We start from the raw sequence: 17195 nt of genomic DNA, 5'->3' as shown, positions 1-17195 counted from the left end.
TTTTAACAATTTGAATTATAGCACTGCAAATAAAAAAAGGTCAACTAAAATTTCTGATTTTTTTAAATATTTAGAACGGTATTCATCTCAATATATACACGGATTTAAACAAGTTTATGGCAAAAAAATTAAGAATAGAGATAGAAAATAATTAGATTGCTATTTTCTTTAAAATAAAAAAGTTTGTTAAAAATTCTTATAATATATTGAACATTCAAAATATTTATGGATATAATAAGTTCACACTGTTGGATTTTCACTGTCTGGATAGTGAAAAGTTAAATAAAGATATAAATTGGAAGGAGGGAAACAGTCTTTCTGTAATATTACATAATACATTTTGCAGCAGAAAAAATTTATATAAGGAGATGAATAGATTGAAACGAACGAAATGTTTTTTATTTATTGTTATCGCATTAACCTTAGGATTAACGGCATGTGGAAGTAACAGCTCAACAAGTGGAAACCTTAGTGAAAAATCAAATGATAAAGAAATAACGATTGGATATATCCCATGGGATGAAGATGTTGCTGTAACGAATTTGTGGAAAAAAATGCTAGAAGATAAGGGGTATAAAGTAAAAATTGTTCAAGCAGATGTAGCACCTATTTTTTCAGGTGTTGCTCAAGGAAATATTGATCTATTTTTAGATGTATGGATGCCAACTACCCATAAATCGTATATGAAAAGGTTTGGGGATAAATTAGAAGTGCTTAGTACTTGGTATAATCAAGCAGATAGTGGACTTGCTGTTCCAGACTATGTAGATGCTAAAACAATTGAAGATTTAAAGAACTACAAAAAAGATTATGGTGGAAAAATTATTAGCATCGAGCCTGGATCTGGCATTAATGATCTTACAAAACAAGGAGCAATGCCTGGCTATGGTTTAAAAGATTGGCAGCTAGTAGAAAGCAGTACTCCTGCTATGTTATCAGAGTTAGGGAAAGCTGTTTCAAATAAGCAGCCGATCGTTGTGACATTATGGCGGCCTCATTGGGCATTTGAAAAGTACAATCTTCGCTATTTAGAAGATCCAAAAAGTTTCATGAATCCAACTGGTCCAGAAAAAATTCAAATTATCAGCAGCAAAAAATTTAAAGCAGATTACCCTGAAGTGGCAAGCTGGCTTCAAGATTTTAAAATGACGGAAGAACAATTAGCGAAGTTGGAATCGTACATTAATGAACTGAAAGATGAAACAAAAGCTGTGGAGAAATGGATGTCTGAGAATAAAAGCGTCGTAGAAGCTTGGACAAAATAATCATGTCTGTGTTTTAATCATGTGAACCCCCATATTCCTGTTAGTTTCAGCTTTTTTATGGTATAGTAGTATCTAAAAGATACTACTATTCTAAAAATTAAGAAAAGTATACTTCAACGTACAGGATCTAAGAGTGCCGATGCAACTGAAGGACCTATGCCCTTTAGCGGATAGTGCCAAGCCGCTTACGCATTTCTTAATATGGAGGGGAACATAATGGGACATGTTTGCAACAAGCTGTATAACTGCGAAAAAGAATTAACACTTGCTATCATAGGCGGTAAATGGAAAATGCTTATTTTATGGCATTTAGGCAAAGAAGGAACTAAACGTTTTAATGAATTAAGGTCTCTTATGCCGGGAATTACTCAAAAAACGCTTGTGAATCAATTGAGAGAATTAGAGCAAGATCATATTATTCACCGTGAAGTGTATCCCATTGTTCCACCTAAAGTGGAATACTCATTGACAGAACAAGGAACAAGCTTGATGCCGATTCTTGAGTCTATGTACGAATGGGGAAAAAATTACATGAACACGGTGATGAAGGATCAAGTCATTATCAATGATTCGACGATATCATAACATTTCTCTTTGTTGGATAAAAACGATAGCAATCTATTAAAAACCATGTGTTAAACTTTGAAAAAGTTATGAGCATTTTTTAGATAGGAAGGTTTGTACAGTCGTAACCCTTTTTTACGAAAGCATCAGAAGATGGTGCTGATATTATTACCGTATTAGGAGTAACAGATGATGCTACGATTAAGGGTGCAGTCGAAGAAGCTAAAAAACAAGTAACAAAAATTCTTGTTGATATGATCAATGTAAAGGATCTAGAGCAGCGTGTGAAGGAAGTGGATGCACTTGGTGCAGACTATATTTGCGTACATACAGGCTATGACCTGCAAGCAGAAGGGGAAACACCTTTTGAACAGCTTCAAACGATTAAGCGTGTCGTAAAAAATGCGAAGACAGCCGTAGCAGGAGGCATAAAATTAGACACTCTGCCAGATGTTGTTCAGTCCCAGCCTGATCTTGTTATTCTTTGGCGGTGGAATTACTGGTCAAGAAGATAAAAAATCAGTCGCAGCGCAAATGGAAAAATTAATTAAACAAGGAACGTATTTCATAAGAAAAGGAACAGCAGCCATGCAAACAACTCAATATGTAACAGAAATTATTAAAGAGTTAAGCCGTACCGCCGATTTATTGGCAAATGAAGAATAAGACTCTTGGAGAAAAATTAGACTCAGAAACGATGTTTATGAGACATGCTAATCCTGAGTGAAGCGAGCATCCAACCAAGATTACAATAAAATAATAGAAAATATTAAGATCGAGGGAAGCGTAGTTGAGACTTTTCCTCGGTTCTTTTTGTTTTCACTATCCTATTTAATAAAGCACATTTTCCGCCATTATGTATTTGATTCATTCAATCCTCAATTAATACATAAAAAAAGATGGGATTTTTCACTCGAAATCTACTTTATACAGAACTAGGCGACATAATTAAAGGAATGAAAGCTGGCCGTGAAAATGATCAAGAATTAACAATATTTATATCAGTGGGAATAGCAGCGATGGATGTTATAGTTGCAAAGAAGATTTACAATAGAGCCATTGAGCTTGGAGTGGGACAAAAGGTTTCTATTTAAATGAGTAAAAATAAAAAATATGAAAATGATAAAATAGGTTGGAGTTGTATATCCCATTTTATCATGATACAATTTGTTTGAACGTTCATTCAAGATTGGAGGCCTTCATGACGGAAAAGGATAAAAAGGAAAAAATAATTCAAGCAGCTTATGAGGTCTTAGCTGAAAAAGGGTATGATAAAGCATCTACAAAAGAAATTGCTCGTGTTGCCGGTGTTGCGCAAGGGTTAATTAATTATTATTTTTCCAGCAAGGATTTATTATTTGCCGAAGTATTTCAAAATGAATCTGAAAAATATTGCAAGTCGTTGTCTTATATTAAAAGCTATGGCGAAAAAGAGTTATCCATTCAGTCGTTAAAAGAAGTACTGGACGTACCGAAAAAAAGAGTGCTAAACGATCCTGCATGGATCAAACTAAGATATGAGCTATATGCAATTGGGCTTCGAAACCCAACCGTTTCAGAAAGTATGAAAAAAACGCTTGCAGGGAAAAGAGAACATCTTTTTAAACTTATTGAAGAAGTTACTCATTTGCCAGAGGAGCAAGCGAGGCCATTAGGTTCTATTCTCCTTGCCGTTTTTGATGGGCTCGGTTTACAGAGGCTGTCTGATCCAGAGTTCGACTACGATGCTGCTTATGATACATTAGCGATGCTGCTATGTTCTTATTTAAAAAATGTTTCAAAAAAAACAGAGTAATGAATCTGTTTTTTTTTTTGAAAAGTATTGAATGAACGTTCAAACAAAAAATGGAGGGTTGTCATGAATAAAATCATTCGTACACAAAAAAATCAAAAAATAAAAGATTCAAAAATAAGTAAAGACACTAAAATGAGTCGTCTCGGACACTTTGTAGTAAATAAAAGAAGAATGCTCCTAATTTTAAGTATATTTGCAACGTTAGTATTTGGAGTCATTGGGTCAGGAACCTTAAACGCTTTGTCCCTTTCTCGGTTTGATGCGCCTGGATCAGAGTCAGATCTTACAGCTAAATACTTACAAGAACAATTTAATACGGCAACTCCTAGCTTAATTTTGCTCGTTACGGCAAAGCAAGGGGATGTCGATAGTCAAGAAGTCACCATGGCAGCTAAAGCATTAGAGAAAGAGCTAGCTGCTAAAGAAGGGATAAGCGAGGTTCAATCGTATTGGACTCATGGAAACAGCCCGGCACTTCGCAGCAACGACCATCAGCAGGCGATTATTTTTGCCAGCATGAAAGGAAGTGTGACAGAAATCCGTAATAAGCTGGCTGACTGGTCGCCTCAATTTTTCCGTGAAAATGAAACAATAAAGATGGAAGCAGGGGGACCTGATGAATTGTTTAGACAAGTTGGAGAGCAGGCTCGTCAAGATTTCCTTAGAGCAGAGATAGTGATCCTGCCAGCCGTTCTTTTACTGTTGATTTTCGTTTATCGTCGAATACTGCCAGCATTATTAACGATAGGCATCGGTTTATTTTCCATACTTGGCACATTTGCTGTTCTTCGAGGTCTAACCGAATTTATTATGGTATCTACATTTGCAACGAATCTTACCTTGGTGATGGGATTGGCTCTCGGCATTGACTATAGTCTCTTTATGATTATTCGATATAGGGAGGAGCGTCAGCGCGGCAAATCGGTTCACGAAGCTGTTGTGAAGTCGGTTGCGACAGCTGGGCGAACGATTTGGTTTAGCGGTATTACCGTTGCAGTATCTTTGTCAGCATTACTGATGTTTTCGTTTCCTTTTCTCCGTTCCTTTGCTTATGCTGGTCTATTAGTGGTCATAACTGCAGCAATTGGAGCTACCGTAATTTTACCAGCGGCGCTCGCCGTTTTTGGCAAATGGATTGATCGGAAGCACAAATCTGGAAATGCAGTTAAAGAGTTGCAAGAGTATAGATTTTGGTATCGATTAACGATGAGGGTAATGAAAAGACCTGTTTTCTCCATATTGGGCATCTTAGTCATTCTTATGATTATCGGATCACCGTTTCTTGATATTCGTTTCGGTCTTCCTGATGAACGCGTGCTCCCAGATACGGCATCCAGTCGGATTGTGGAGGAGAAGATTCGCAGCAATTTCCCAGCTGAAGAGGACGATGCCGTTCGAATTGTTGCTCCTTCCATTGAAAATACTAGCGATCGATTCGAAGATATTGAACAATACAGCGTTGCTCTTTCAAAAATACCTGGCATTTTTCAAGTAGATTCTTTAGCAGGATCGTTTGCTGACGGCCAGAAAATAATGGAGCCAGGTTATTATTCGAAAAGATATGGCAGCGAAACGGGAACATGGTTAAGTGTAATCCCGGATGAATCTAGCTTAAATGGTGAGGTGGCGCATCTTGTTGGTGAAATAAAAGCGGAGCAAGCTCCTTTTGATGTCGTCTATGGAGGAAGTCCAGTAGAAATTACCGATTTTAGAGACTCGCTTCTTAATAGGCTGCCGTTAGTGATAGCATTTATTATTGTTGTTACGTTTGTCATCTTATTTTTGATGAATGGAAGCTTGCTTATTCCTTTAAAGGCAACCATTCTAAATATTCTTAGTTTGTCCGTCATGTTTGGAGCACTTGTATGGATTTTTCAGGAAGGGAATTTGTCCAATATACTCGGATTTACACCATTAGACAGTATTGAACCAAGCATTCCGATTCTTATGTTCTGTATCGCATATGGGTTATCGATGGATTATGAAGTATTTATCATGTCTAGGATCAAGGAAGAATATGATCGAACAGGCGACAATACAAAGGCAGTAGCAGCCGGCATTCAACGCAGCGCCCCGCTTGCATCAGCAGCAGCAGCCATCATGGCATTGTCCTTTGCTGCATACGCAACCGGCGAGGTCGTCTTTTTAAAAATGCTTGGAATCGGAATGGCACTTGCCGTTATTGTCGATGCAACATTGATAAGAGCAATATTAGCACCTGCATTAATGAAGTTGGCCGGAAATGCAAACTGGTGGGTTCCAAAACCATTAAAACGATTGTATGAAATTTTTAATTTAAGTGAGACGGAGTAGGAGATTGCAGAATTCTTTTTGAAAAGTATAGCCTACTTTTGTTTTTTACAAACAGAAGTAGGCTATACTTGTTTATCGGTTGAGTACCGTGAAGATATTGTTTTTTTTAAAATAAAAAGGGTTCTTTTTTGAATAGTTGGAAATAATGATAGAAAATACGCCTGTTTTATGGGAAAAGGTAGTTGGATTATGGACAATATTGGTAGTAATAGATATAATAATCTTAAAAGTATAAGAGGAGTGATTAGATTGGTACCAGTTGCGAAACCTTTAAAGCATGAGGTAAAACAAAGTCACTCAACACGTAAAACAGCAATGGAAATTCGGAAAAATTATGGAGTTCGTACATCTTCAGGAAAACGTTTAGTTGAACTGTGTAAGGAAGGTAAGTAAATGTCTGACTACATAATTGACTATACTGAAGTACAGTACGTTAACTTTAATCAAGCATCGATTGCTGTGGATGCTTGTTTTCTTTTGGCTTATTTAGATGTTGATGATCAAAGAGGAGACAAAGTTTCTGAACTGCTAGCTAAATGGGCAGAAGAAGAAATTTCTGAGTTAGTGATTACTAATAAAGTTGCAGCTGAAGTAGTACATAATTTATTTAAAAATATTATAAGGGAAATATTATTTTTAGTTCATAAGATGAACAAAAATAGGTATAAACCTTCAGATGAAGAGCTGGAATTATTAGGAGACTTGAAAACAGCCAGAAACCTTGCAGGATACGTACCAGAACAGAAATTGGACAAGTTAGTTAGAAGTGGGGAACTTTATCATAGTATTGAGAGTATTCTTAAAGATTTTAAAACAAATAATTCTCGTAATAGAGAAGGATTACATACCTATTATAATCATGCAGTGTCTACATTCCAGGGTTCCATAAGGGACTTATCAAATGAGTTAGGGCTCAAAATAAGCACGCCATCATTTGAAGAACACGATATTCAAGAATTAGCCTTAAATATTATGAGAATACAGCAGCTAGATGTATACGATGCATTTCATATTGCTTATTCTAGTTCTCATGGATGTCATTACTTTGCAACTCTTGATAGCGATTTTATACATACATACTACACAGAAGATACAATTGGTTTACTCAAGATATTAAAAATTGCATAATACTTTTTAAAAAAGGTAGTGCTACACAATCCTCAGGCTGTCGAAAAAACCTTCGACAGCCTTTATAACCGGTTAATTCTTCATTTATTCACTTTATTATTTAATATAAAAACTATAGAATTAATCGTTTATGATTCGGTATTTTTAAAATTCACTTATTTTCCGAACCGAAAATATTGAAGATAAACAATATAAACGCTGCAGCAATTAAACTTATTATCACATCAGGTAAATCAAGATGAAAGTCATATAAGCTTTTTACACCTGCAATAAAAAATGACCATATCACATAAATAGTAATCGCACTTAAAGTGAAAATTCTGAACCATCTTGGAATAGAGAGCCAATATTTTATTATTTTCATCGAAAATTTCCCCATCTTGTTTCACCTCAAGTATTACTAAATCACCTATAATATTAAAAATTTGTACTCCTAGTTTCATTTGCTTTTCGCATTCTCCGATTTGTGTTGCCAAGTATTCTTACAAAGGTGCAAATTAATCCGATAGCTACTGCAATACCTAGACTATATACGGCAACTTTTCCGTAGCCGCCAACTCTTGGGTCGAGGAAAGGGTATGGATACCAATCAACAAATGGTCCGCGCACTAAACTGTACAAAACATATACTAGTGGGAAAAGAAGCCAGCTTAAAGTATTTGCCCATGTTATACGCTTTATTGGCGGGTTCATTATCCAATCCAAAAGTGCTCCAATAGGCATGATGTAATGCAGCACAACATTAACCCACGGTATAGGTGTTTGCAGTGATTCTTCAAGCCCCCTTAACAATAAAAAATAGATGAAGCCAGTTGTCACAATATAGACGGTTGCTGCTCCGCGAAGAACCCCTAGCTGCTCAAATCGACCGTATTTTGTATGAAAGAAACAGCTTAAGCCGAGGATCGTGGCAACTAAGATGTTGCTTTCAATCGTAAAATAGCTAAAAAAGTTAACGGGGTTAAAAGGCTTTGTTTGCGCCCGTGTAATAAATTGCGTAATGACAGCACTGAATGTCAACGCACATAAAATAAGTCTGTAAATAACAATTGCAGTTCGTTTATTCATAAACTCTCCTTTCGTTATCATCAGTTTACTAACCGTTTAATCAAAATTATATAGTACTATTCTTTTCATCGTAAACTTTTTTAGCGATTCTATGTATATATATTTTGATAGCTAGTAAACTAGCGGCACCGATTAACCAGATAAAAAGTCTTGGTATAAAAAGAATCCATACAACTGCATTTAAATAACCGAAATAATAGAAGGAAAATAATTTGCAGCGTAGAAGTTGTAATAGAGGTATGATAGCCTATAACTTCAATTATTTAAAGGAGTGAAGATGTGTACGAGCTGAAAACTAAAGAAAACGATAACAGTGTCATTGAATTTATTGAAAATGTCGACAGTCCTAAAAAGCGGGAGGATGCCTATCGATTATTAGATATTTTTACAGAAACATCCGGGTATCCAGCAAAGTTGTGGGGCCCAAGCATTATTGGCTTTGGTTCTTATCATTATAAATATAAAACTGGTCATGAAGGCGATGCACCGCTCGTTGGTTTTTCCCCTCGCAAAGCAAAAATCAGTTTGTATTTTGCGACAGGTGATACAGCACGGGAGGAATTGTTGAAGGACTTTGGAAAACATACGACAGGCAAAGCCTGCGTGTATATTAATAAGGTTGCAGACATTGATGTCGATGTGTTAAAAGCGCTTATTAAGCAGTCGATACGTTTTTTGCAGGAAACCTATCCAGATCAATAAAATCGAAGAGGCAGTCAGGAACATGGAAATTAAGTTTTAGACTGCCTTAATCATTTTTTTACAAAACGGAGAACCAATCCCGCGAAATTATTGATATTTTCGCGAAAAAAAATGGAATCCCGCGAAATTATTGATATTTCCGCGAAAAAAATGGAATTCCACGAAACTGGTGACTCCTTCCAACTTCTTTTCATGCATTCGCTTTCACTTGAAACCGTAAAACGGTTTTAAGCTTATGAGGCTCTGTTTTGCGAGGGTCTGAAAGGTATATTTCCCTATGTGTATAAGAAGTTCTCTTATATCCGTTCTCCTCACAAAAAGTATGCATCATTGCAAAGCTTTCAGGCTCGTTATCGTAGCTTCCGATGTGAAGCATTTGACAACATAGTCCCTCTGTTATTAATCCAAATTCCACTTTTTCTAAAAAAGGATTTGGCTTCTTCTTTTTCGTTTTAAATAAAAACTGCTCGAATAAATCATCCGTTAAAAAATCAGGCTGCCGAATCATTAATTTGTATTTAAAATTACTTTTAATGGTAGGGGGCAATGTTTTATCGATGAGATCCCAGACACCCTCAAGCGGGAAAACGGTGTAGGGATAATAATTATCAGGAACGTGATTGCTTTTATAAGACATTTTCACTGCATAACTAAGACTGTAAAGTGCAGCAGTTGCAAGAGCAAATTCCTCGCCATTTGGGTCGCCTGAACCATTAATCATTATAAAAGGTATAGCAGGGACTGTGACAATGATTGGTTTTACTTTTGGTACATATAATTCTTTATAGTCTTTTTTGTAATCTATCTTATTCATTATTACCCTCTGATTCATTTAAGGAAATATATATATGTATTTCCGAATCTTTCTCGTCGCTGCCACTTTGATATTCTTCAAAATCAGCACTATATTTACGATCTAAATCCATCGTCCAAAGTTTTTGCCAAAACGCTCCTACTGCTGTCTGTACATCACCGTGTACAATAAATTTTGCATATTTTCCAGCAGGAATTGTCTGTTTATGAATACTTAAAGGTAAATCCGAAGTCTGCTGAATTTCACAACAAACTACCATATCATAATTGCCACTCGCATCACTCTCATAATTGGTATATAAACCAATCGTTTTATCATTTTGTTTGTAGGGTATTGACTGATAAACACCCTTTTCAAAGAATTCTCTCCATAGTTCACCAATTTCCATTCCCATAGTAGGACGATTGTTGTTCGTGCGAATTTTTATGCCTGCTACTGATTTCTCTTCAATATATACGATTTCATAATCCATAGTTAAAACTCCTTTCATTTATAAAAGGAGTATAACAACGATAACTTGACAACTATATGTCATATTATAAATATTTTTTTAAGCCTTTTTCATATTTGCTTTTTATTATTTCCTTTACATGTTTTGGCTCTAAAACCTCCGCATTTTGACCGTACGATAATATATAGCCGTACAGCCACTCGTTCTCGGGGAAAGTAATGGTTGCCGTAAAGCTTCCGTCTTCCTTTTTATGAATACACGCGGGATCCATCTCGTCATAAAGACGATAGGCAACACATTCATCAAATTTTAAAACGATGGTTACTATATTAGTACTATTAGATTCTTGTTCTTCTCTAATATTTTCAGGAAGTTCTCTGTCAAAAGTTTCGTTAAGTCGACTTAGATTTTTCATTCGGGTTATTTTAAAAAGCCTAAAATCATTTTTCACTCGGCAAAAACCATAAAAATACCAACCACGGCCTTTAAAAAGCAGCTTTAATGGTTCGACGATTCTTTCTGTTTTTTCCCCATAAGAGCTAAAATAATCAAACGAAATAATCGTCTTTTCCAAAATTACTGTTTTAAGCGTGTTAAACTTTACTCGATCTGTGTTGTCACTGCCCCAATCAGAAAAATCAACTTCAATCCAATTCATTGCTTGCTTGTTGAAAAGAGTTTTTAGTTTGTTAAGTACAGAAGCAGCTTCAGGAATTTTTACAGCATTAAGGCTTTGAAGGCCCATTAATATTTCATTTTGCTCCTGATCAGAAACCAATGATTTATTCAGCACAAAATCATCGATAAGACGGATGCCGCCGCCCTTTCCTCTATTGGTGTAAATCGGTATTCCAGCAGCTGAAAGGGTATCAATATCACGATAAATCGTCCGCACAGACACTTCAAAATGCTCTGCTAGTTGTTTTGCTGTTATTGTTTTTTTATTTAGCAGCAAATAAACGATTTCAAATAATCTATTAATTTGCATATGACATCACCTAAAAATAGTATATAGCATACTTTCCTATATTTTCGATTTATTTAAAAATTTTAATTGTTATAGAAACAATAATAGTGTATGATGCATAGTATATATAAATAGTGTATGATACACAGTATACAACAGGAGGTGAATGATGAGTAGCTTGCTGCAATCTTTAACAACAGAGTTAAGAAGAGGAACCTTAACATTGGCAGTATTAAGTCAGTTGAGAACACCACAATATGGTTATTCGCTTGTCCAATTATTAGAGAAGAGTGGAATAACGATCGAACAGAGTACTTTATATCCATTGCTTCGGCGTTTGGAGAAACAAGAGTTGGTAACTAGTAGTTGGGATACTTCGGAAAACAGACCACGGAGGTATTATGTGTTGAGTGAATATGGATTGGAAATATTGGAGCAGTTAAGGCAGGAATGGGAAAAGATGACGAAAGAGTTATCCATTTTATTAAAAGGTGAGGATGAATCATGAGTTTAATAGAGCTATATATTCAGGAAGTAATACGTAGGCTTCCTGAAAAGCAGCGCGAGGATATTGCGATGGAACTTCATTCAACAATTGAAGATATGCTGCCAGATGACTATTCAGAAGAAGAGGTGAAGGCCGTTCTTTCTGAGTTGGGAAATCCTGCTGTTCTTGCAAGTGGCTATTTAGACCGACCAATGCATTTAATTGGACTACGTTATTTTGATGTGTATATGAATTTATTAAAAATGATTTTGCCAATTGCTTTAGCGATTTCTTTCATTACGCTGCTTGTAGAAAATCTTGTTTCTTATAGCTGGGAGAAAGGTGTAATTAATCTTATTCACCTAATCATTGCAGACGGGATTGAAAATATTATTGGAACGGGAATGCAAGTGTTCTTTTGGCTGACAATCGTGTTTGCCATTTTAGAACGAACGGATAGAACAAAAAATCAACATCCGTTATCTGCTCATTTAAAAGAATAGACTCCAGAGTACTTAAAAAGCCTTCATCATCTACCAAAGGGAAAAGGAATTTCCAAAATAGAAGTGTTTGGCGGATTATTATGGACGGCCATTTGGGCGACTGCCTATTTTAATGCGGGGAATTTAGTCGGTGTTTATGAAAAGAAATACGGAGTGCTTAAGTCTATAACACCTACTTTTAATCAAGATGTTTTGCATTCCTACTGGATAAACGTAGGAATCGTAATCGTCTTAGAGGTTGTCATGGCTATTTATAAAATGATAGCACGTCAATGGACGAAAAAATTAGCTCTTTTTAATGCTTTTTATCAAATTATTGCAGCAAGTGTTTTTCTTATCATGATCAGTAATGCAGATTTATTTAATCAATCGTTTATTACTTATATGAATGATTTGTTTGCTTTTCACGATAATTGGTCAAAAATATTTTTAATAATAACTGGAATTATCGTAGTAGTTATTGCAATAAATGACTCTTATCAAGGCTTTCGAAAAGCAAGGATTAAGCATTTTACAAAATGAGGAACTCCAGCTATCTTCTTAAAAGAAGGTGGTTGTTTTTATATGAAAACTATTTGAACCTATTAAATGAGAAATGAAAGGGTATCTGAAACTTTTCATTTATTCAATATCGAAAGTTTAGTCTAATTATGAATTTTGTAGTTTAATTGAAACATTTGAGGGTCAACGTTTAAATGAGAATTCTGGTGAATTATTTATAAAAAAAATGAACAAATTATGCTTTTAAACTATCTAATATTATACCAGGAAGGAGGAAATTTTTTTGAGATTAATGGTTTTAAAGGATATGAAAATAAAAAAACAGGATGATTTGGTTTCTATAGCAAAGAAAGGAGACAAAGAAGCATTTATATCTTTGATTCAACAAAATAAAATCAATGTGTATCGAGTAGCAAAAGCAATGTTACATAATGAATCTGATATAGAGGATGTTATTCAAATTACTATTTTAAAAGCTTTTGAAAATATTAAAAAATTGAAGAAAAATAGATATTTTAAAACTTGGCTAATTAGAATACTCATAAATGAATGTAACTCGATACTAAAAGCTAGAAAGAAAATAATATCGATTGATACCTTATATGAAAATAACGCCATATGTGAAGATACATATTTAAATATTGATTTACATAGTGCAGTGTATTCAATGAAAGAAGAATTCCGAGTAGTAACGGTTCTTTTTTATTATGAAGATTTATCAACAAAAGAAATAGCTAAACTATTAAAAATACCAGAAGGAACAGTAAGATCACGTCTTTCAAAAGCAAGAAGATTATTACAAAAATTATTAAAGCTTGATGAGTAATAGGGGGATTGTAAATGAATCATGATCTGGATAATAAAATAAAAGAAAAATTTAAAAAAGAACGAGTGATAATGCCTGAAAGAATTGACAATAAAATTCAAGATATATTACAGAGCCTTCCGGTGAGAAGAAATTGGAAAAAAATAAATGTGATGATCGTTTCATCATTAGCTGCTATCTGTCTACCAATCTTTCTTCTAAGTAGTAATCCTACTTCGTTTGCTCAAAATATACCGATGATTTCTTCTATTCAACAGTATTTGTCATTAGGGAATAATTACGAAAAGGTGGCAGATGAAGAAGTAGTTTCACAAATTAGCAACGGTATAAAGATCACAATTACTCGAACTATATTTGATGGATATCAATTATTAGTATCATACAAAGTGGAAAGTGATAAAACCTTTAAAGGTGCACCTGCTATGTTGCCGGATAACGTATATATCAAAAGCAAAGGTTTTCGAACAAATGGATCATTCGATACAGAGTATGGAGAGTTTCTGGATAAAAATAAGAAGAAATATACTGGGGTAGTTGTATTTTCTATTAATAAAGGAAGCTTTAACCACAATAATTCTATAACAACCAATGAGAACCAAAATCCATTTGAAGAAAATCAACTTCAGGGACAAAGAGTGGAAATAGAGAATCTACCGGATAAGTTTGAATTGAATTTTAAGATTGACAAATTAGGTGAGGAGGAAGGAGAGAACATATTCGGAAGATGGAATTTTATGCTACCAATTGAAAGTAAAAAAGCAAAAGAGAATGTGAAAGAAGAAGTAGTAAATGCTAATCTTAATGACATTGGTCCGAATATAGTAATAGAAAAAGTAGTTATTACACCAATTAGAATGTATGTTCAAGGTACGATGAGCGATAAAGATGCATTCTTAGATTATATCATTGTAGATAATAAAGGAAATACAAAAAAATGGCTTGGTGCATCTGTGGCAGGACATTATAGAGGGAAAGAACGGATTATAAGTTACTTTGAAAATAATGATCCAGCACTACATTCTATTTCTATTATTCCTTACTCTTTAAACAAAACAGATCAGGGCTGGAGAAATAATAGTGGAGTCACTTTAAATAAAGCTGGAGAAACGAATGTTCCTATAGATGATCATAAATTTTTGACAATAACAAAAGTAGTTGAGAAGGACGGAAAAACCTATTTTTATTATCATTCGAAGTTTCCAGTAGATGAGTATCTTCCGTTTATTTTAAAAGACAAAGAAGGAAGAGAATATATTAGAAACCTAAGTGAAAGTATAGGTTCACAACAAAATAAAGAGGCTGTATTAGTTTTTGACGATGGAAATCTTCTTGAGAAAGATCTTACAATAATAAGTCCTAATCGTTATTATTATGATCATGAAATAAATGTGAATATAGAGTAATAGAGATTTATTAAAAGATTAGAGGAGAAAGTGAGATGGCTATGAAGAAAAAAATTATACTTACTTTATCAAGTATGATTGGAGTTATCGTAATTGGGCTAGTTGCATATATTGCATATTTATATACAAGTGTTGAAAAAACGGCTGATAAAATTTATGAACCTATTGATGGAGAAGGGAAAACAGTAGGAAAACAAAGAGAAGAAAATATTAAAGGAAAAAAGCCAATAAGCATTTTATTGATGGGAGTAGATGAGCGGAAAAATGACGTTGGCAGGACGGATGCCTTAATTGTCATGACGTTGAATCCTTCAATAGAAAAATTGCAAATGGTTAGTATTCCAAGAGACACGAGAACTGAAATAGTTGGAAACGGTACTCTAGACAGAATCAACTCTGCCTATGCGTTAGGGGGAGTAAAAATGGCGATTGATACAGTGGAAGAATTTGCTGGAATAAAAATGGACTACTATATAAAAGTAAATATGGAAGCGTTAAGTGGAATGGTGGATGCTTTAGGTGGAATAATCGTTAACAATGAAATGGAATGGTATGATGAAGGATATTATAAAAAGGGGTATCATTATCAACTTGGAAACATTGAATTAGATGGTCCCCAAGCGTTAGGATATGTCCGCATGAGAAAATTAGATCCAGATAATGATTTTGGAAGAAATGAGCGGCAAAGAAAAGTAATAACAGCCATTATTGATAAAGGAATGAGTATATCATCTGTTTCTAAATTTGACGATATTCTAGATTCTTTGGGGGAAAATGTGAAAACAAATATTTCTTTGGAAGAAATGATAAATATCGAAAAAAATTATAAAAATACACGCAATAATGTTGAACAATATGAAGTAATTGGGGAAGATTCAAAAGGTGGAAAATATTTTTTCATTGTGTCTGATGAAGAAAAGGAGAAAGTACACAAAATGATTGGTGACAGTCTTATCAATTAATGAAACAAACTATATTAAATGCTCGTTAACTAAGAAGGTTCCCTGTTCCCAGGTGTTTAAAACAATTGAAGATAGGAATCTTAATGAAATCGCTAGAATATTGTGAAGAAACTAAAACTTGGATATATCCTGTTCAACATATCTAAAAGCATACTATAAATTAACAGCAAAAGACATTACATCTGCAGTGCAGGAATTAGTTTGATTTTTTCCATATATAATAAGAGAGCAGCATTTTATTTGTGCTGCTCTCTTTAATGCCATTATCTGTACTGTTTTGCTGAAAAAAATTGAACGATAGGAAAAATAATTAAGGAGAGGCATAAAGCTGCAAATAAAGACACATTTCCAAATTCATTTTTTCTAACAAAAATTATTTTATCTACTATCCAAAGTAGGAATAAGCTGCTCGTTAATATATAGTAGCTTGTTTTAGCGCTTGCAGTAGTAATCTTTTTTCCCATTTTATCTTTCTGTACCTTTTTATCTGATCCCCATGTGAAAATTTGAAGCCTTTTGGTGTCAAGGATGTTTTACAAAAATTAATTATTTAATTAGGTGCCTGTATAATCCGAAGGTTGTAGTTTCTTGTGATAAAAGTTCGACAAGTGCAAGATGGCGAAAGTGGTACTTTAAACTTATAACACTTAACGCTGTATCAGAGTAATAGAGATTAAATTACATAAAACATAGTTACATAAAGAATCGAATAATTAGTGTTCTGACATTATTCATGAATTCTTGTATTGCAGAAGCGTTCTATTTGGTGAATTATTGGCTTTGCACTTGTTACAATTATCATTTTTATTATCCTGAATTTTTGGTTTATGAATAAAATAGAGTTTTTCATAGACTTCTTCTTGTGTATAAGGAATTTGCAAAACTTGCCATGATTTCTGATGGGATAGGAATTGATTGACAAAAGTGTATAGATGCTTTACACTTTTTATATGATGAATAAAGATGAAATTTCTAAAGAGAAGATTAGTGATGTCCTTTTGGATTTGATTAATACGTTCTCTAAAGTAGATCGGAAAAATAAGGACTATGGAGTGGGTGAACCTTTATATCATTCGGAGATTTATACACTTAAAGAAATAAAGGAACATGAAGGTGTCCATATTACAGCACTAGCTGAGTATTGTGGGGTGACCAAGGGAGCGGTATCCCAAGTACTTAAAAAACTTGAGCAGAAGGGGCTGATCATAAAAGAGAGGGATATTCGCAATCAGTCGAGGATTATTCTGAAATTAACGACTAAAGGTGAAGTTGCCTATGCTCATCATTTGGAGCATCATAAAAAATTTAAGAAAATGGTCGTCGAAATTTTACAGGATGTTCCTGCTGAAAAGGTAGCCTTTGCAAAAGACTTTTTAGTGAAAATAGAAGAAAAATTGAGTCAAATATAACCGAAGCCCCACAGGGAATTTTTTTTGAAAAAAGTGT

General features: G+C 34.3%; 19 protein-coding genes and 2 pseudogenes. 16 read left to right on the top strand and 5 right to left on the bottom strand.

What is annotated here, in order from left to right:
* Nucleotides 1-377 precede the first annotated feature (377 nt).
* The 9 genes and pseudogenes from ACTYA4_RS13940 (at nt 378) to ACTYA4_RS13900 (ending at nt 7065) form a co-directional block, all read left to right on the top strand.
* Nucleotides 378-1265 (top strand): glycine betaine ABC transporter substrate-binding protein, encoded by an 888-nt coding sequence (locus ACTYA4_RS13940; RefSeq protein WP_443482502.1) that lies wholly within the window; start codon nt 378-380, stop codon nt 1263-1265.
* 216 nt (nt 1266-1481) lie between these two features.
* Nucleotides 1482-1850, top strand: coding sequence for a transcriptional activator HxlR (hxlR, locus tag ACTYA4_RS13935; protein ID WP_443482501.1), 369 nt, complete (start codon nt 1482-1484; stop codon nt 1848-1850).
* A 119-nt stretch (nt 1851-1969) separates the two neighbouring features.
* A pseudogene (locus tag ACTYA4_RS13930) lies at nt 1970-2387 on the top strand (orotidine 5'-phosphate decarboxylase / HUMPS family protein); the annotation flags it as partial.
* A complete protein-coding gene (locus ACTYA4_RS13925) occupies nt 2364-2495 on the top strand; it encodes a hypothetical protein (RefSeq protein ID WP_443482559.1) in 132 nt (43 codons plus the stop codon). The pseudogene ACTYA4_RS13930 and the gene ACTYA4_RS13925, both read left to right, overlap by 24 nt.
* A 233-nt stretch (nt 2496-2728) precedes the next feature.
* Nucleotides 2729-2923, top strand: coding sequence for a hypothetical protein (locus tag ACTYA4_RS13920; RefSeq protein WP_443482500.1), 195 nt, complete (start codon nt 2729-2731; stop codon nt 2921-2923).
* 107 nt (nt 2924-3030) lie between these two features.
* A complete protein-coding gene (locus ACTYA4_RS13915; protein ID WP_443482499.1) occupies nt 3031-3624 on the top strand; it encodes a TetR/AcrR family transcriptional regulator in 594 nt (197 codons plus the stop codon).
* Between the two features lie 63 nt (nt 3625-3687).
* Nucleotides 3688-5937, top strand: a complete 2250-nt coding sequence (locus tag ACTYA4_RS13910; RefSeq protein ID WP_443482498.1) for an MMPL family transporter — start codon at nt 3688-3690, stop codon at nt 5935-5937.
* A gap of 189 nt (nt 5938-6126) precedes the next feature.
* The gene (locus ACTYA4_RS13905; RefSeq protein ID WP_443482497.1) at nt 6127-6330 is read left to right on the top strand and encodes a hypothetical protein; all 204 of its coding nucleotides are present in this window, start codon (nt 6127-6129) and stop codon (nt 6328-6330) included.
* Nucleotides 6331-7065, top strand: a complete 735-nt coding sequence (locus tag ACTYA4_RS13900) for a hypothetical protein (RefSeq protein WP_443482496.1) — start codon at nt 6331-6333, stop codon at nt 7063-7065. It abuts the gene before it with no gap.
* A gap of 151 nt (nt 7066-7216) precedes the next feature.
* On the opposite strand, the gene ACTYA4_RS13895 is transcribed toward ACTYA4_RS13900, so the two are convergent.
* Together ACTYA4_RS13895 and ACTYA4_RS13890 are read right to left on the bottom strand one after the other, a co-directional pair.
* Nucleotides 7217-7429 carry a hypothetical protein gene (locus ACTYA4_RS13895; RefSeq protein WP_443482495.1) on the bottom strand — a complete coding sequence of 71 codons (213 nt, stop codon included), beginning with the start codon at nt 7427-7429 and terminating at the stop codon, nt 7217-7219.
* Nucleotides 7430-7482: 53 nt separating this feature from the next.
* On the bottom strand, nt 7483-8133 hold the full coding sequence (locus tag ACTYA4_RS13890) for a Pr6Pr family membrane protein (RefSeq protein ID WP_443482494.1): 651 nt from the start codon (nt 8131-8133) through the stop codon (nt 7483-7485).
* A gap of 279 nt (nt 8134-8412) precedes the next feature.
* Between ACTYA4_RS13890 and ACTYA4_RS13885 the strand changes: the two genes are divergently transcribed.
* Nucleotides 8413-8835, top strand: coding sequence for a DUF1801 domain-containing protein (locus ACTYA4_RS13885; protein ID WP_443482493.1), 423 nt, complete (start codon nt 8413-8415; stop codon nt 8833-8835).
* A gap of 190 nt (nt 8836-9025) precedes the next feature.
* Here the strand turns inward: ACTYA4_RS13885 and ACTYA4_RS13880 are convergent, their stop codons facing one another.
* The 3 genes from ACTYA4_RS13880 to ACTYA4_RS13870 form a co-directional block, all read right to left on the bottom strand.
* Nucleotides 9026-9649 carry a GyrI-like domain-containing protein gene (locus ACTYA4_RS13880; protein ID WP_443482492.1) on the bottom strand — a complete coding sequence of 208 codons (624 nt, stop codon included), beginning with the start codon at nt 9647-9649 and terminating at the stop codon, nt 9026-9028.
* Nucleotides 9642-10121, bottom strand: a complete 480-nt coding sequence (locus ACTYA4_RS13875; protein WP_443482491.1) for a GyrI-like domain-containing protein — start codon at nt 10119-10121, stop codon at nt 9642-9644. The genes ACTYA4_RS13880 and ACTYA4_RS13875 overlap by 8 nt, the downstream gene beginning before the upstream one ends.
* Before the next feature lie 64 nt (nt 10122-10185).
* On the bottom strand, nt 10186-11088 hold the full coding sequence (locus ACTYA4_RS13870) for a helix-turn-helix transcriptional regulator (RefSeq protein WP_443482490.1): 903 nt from the start codon (nt 11086-11088) through the stop codon (nt 10186-10188).
* 148 nt (nt 11089-11236) lie between these two features.
* Between ACTYA4_RS13870 and ACTYA4_RS13865 the strand changes: the two genes are divergently transcribed.
* The 6 genes and pseudogenes from ACTYA4_RS13865 (at nt 11237) to ACTYA4_RS13840 (ending at nt 17158) form a co-directional block, all read left to right on the top strand.
* Nucleotides 11237-11575 carry a PadR family transcriptional regulator gene (locus tag ACTYA4_RS13865; protein WP_443482489.1) on the top strand — a complete coding sequence of 113 codons (339 nt, stop codon included), beginning with the start codon at nt 11237-11239 and terminating at the stop codon, nt 11573-11575.
* Nucleotides 11572-12579: pseudogene (locus ACTYA4_RS13860) on the top strand (HAAS signaling domain-containing protein). Before ACTYA4_RS13865 ends, ACTYA4_RS13860 begins: the two are co-directional and overlap by 4 nt.
* 262 nt (nt 12580-12841) lie before the next feature.
* Nucleotides 12842-13384, top strand: a complete 543-nt coding sequence (locus tag ACTYA4_RS13855) for a sigma-70 family RNA polymerase sigma factor (RefSeq protein WP_443482488.1) — start codon at nt 12842-12844, stop codon at nt 13382-13384.
* A 14-nt stretch (nt 13385-13398) separates the two neighbouring features.
* Nucleotides 13399-14787, top strand: coding sequence for a DUF4179 domain-containing protein (locus tag ACTYA4_RS13850; RefSeq protein WP_443482487.1), 1389 nt, complete (start codon nt 13399-13401; stop codon nt 14785-14787).
* A gap of 41 nt (nt 14788-14828) precedes the next feature.
* Nucleotides 14829-15749, top strand: a complete 921-nt coding sequence (locus ACTYA4_RS13845; protein WP_443482554.1) for an LCP family glycopolymer transferase — start codon at nt 14829-14831, stop codon at nt 15747-15749.
* Between the two features lie 932 nt (nt 15750-16681).
* Nucleotides 16682-17158 carry a MarR family winged helix-turn-helix transcriptional regulator gene (locus ACTYA4_RS13840; protein ID WP_443482486.1) on the top strand — a complete coding sequence of 159 codons (477 nt, stop codon included), beginning with the start codon at nt 16682-16684 and terminating at the stop codon, nt 17156-17158.
* The last annotated feature ends 37 nt before the right edge of the window (nt 17159-17195 follow it).

Source organism: Niallia yueguangensis (assembly GCF_052663115.1).
This window is presented reverse-complemented; position numbering and strand designations above follow the sequence as displayed.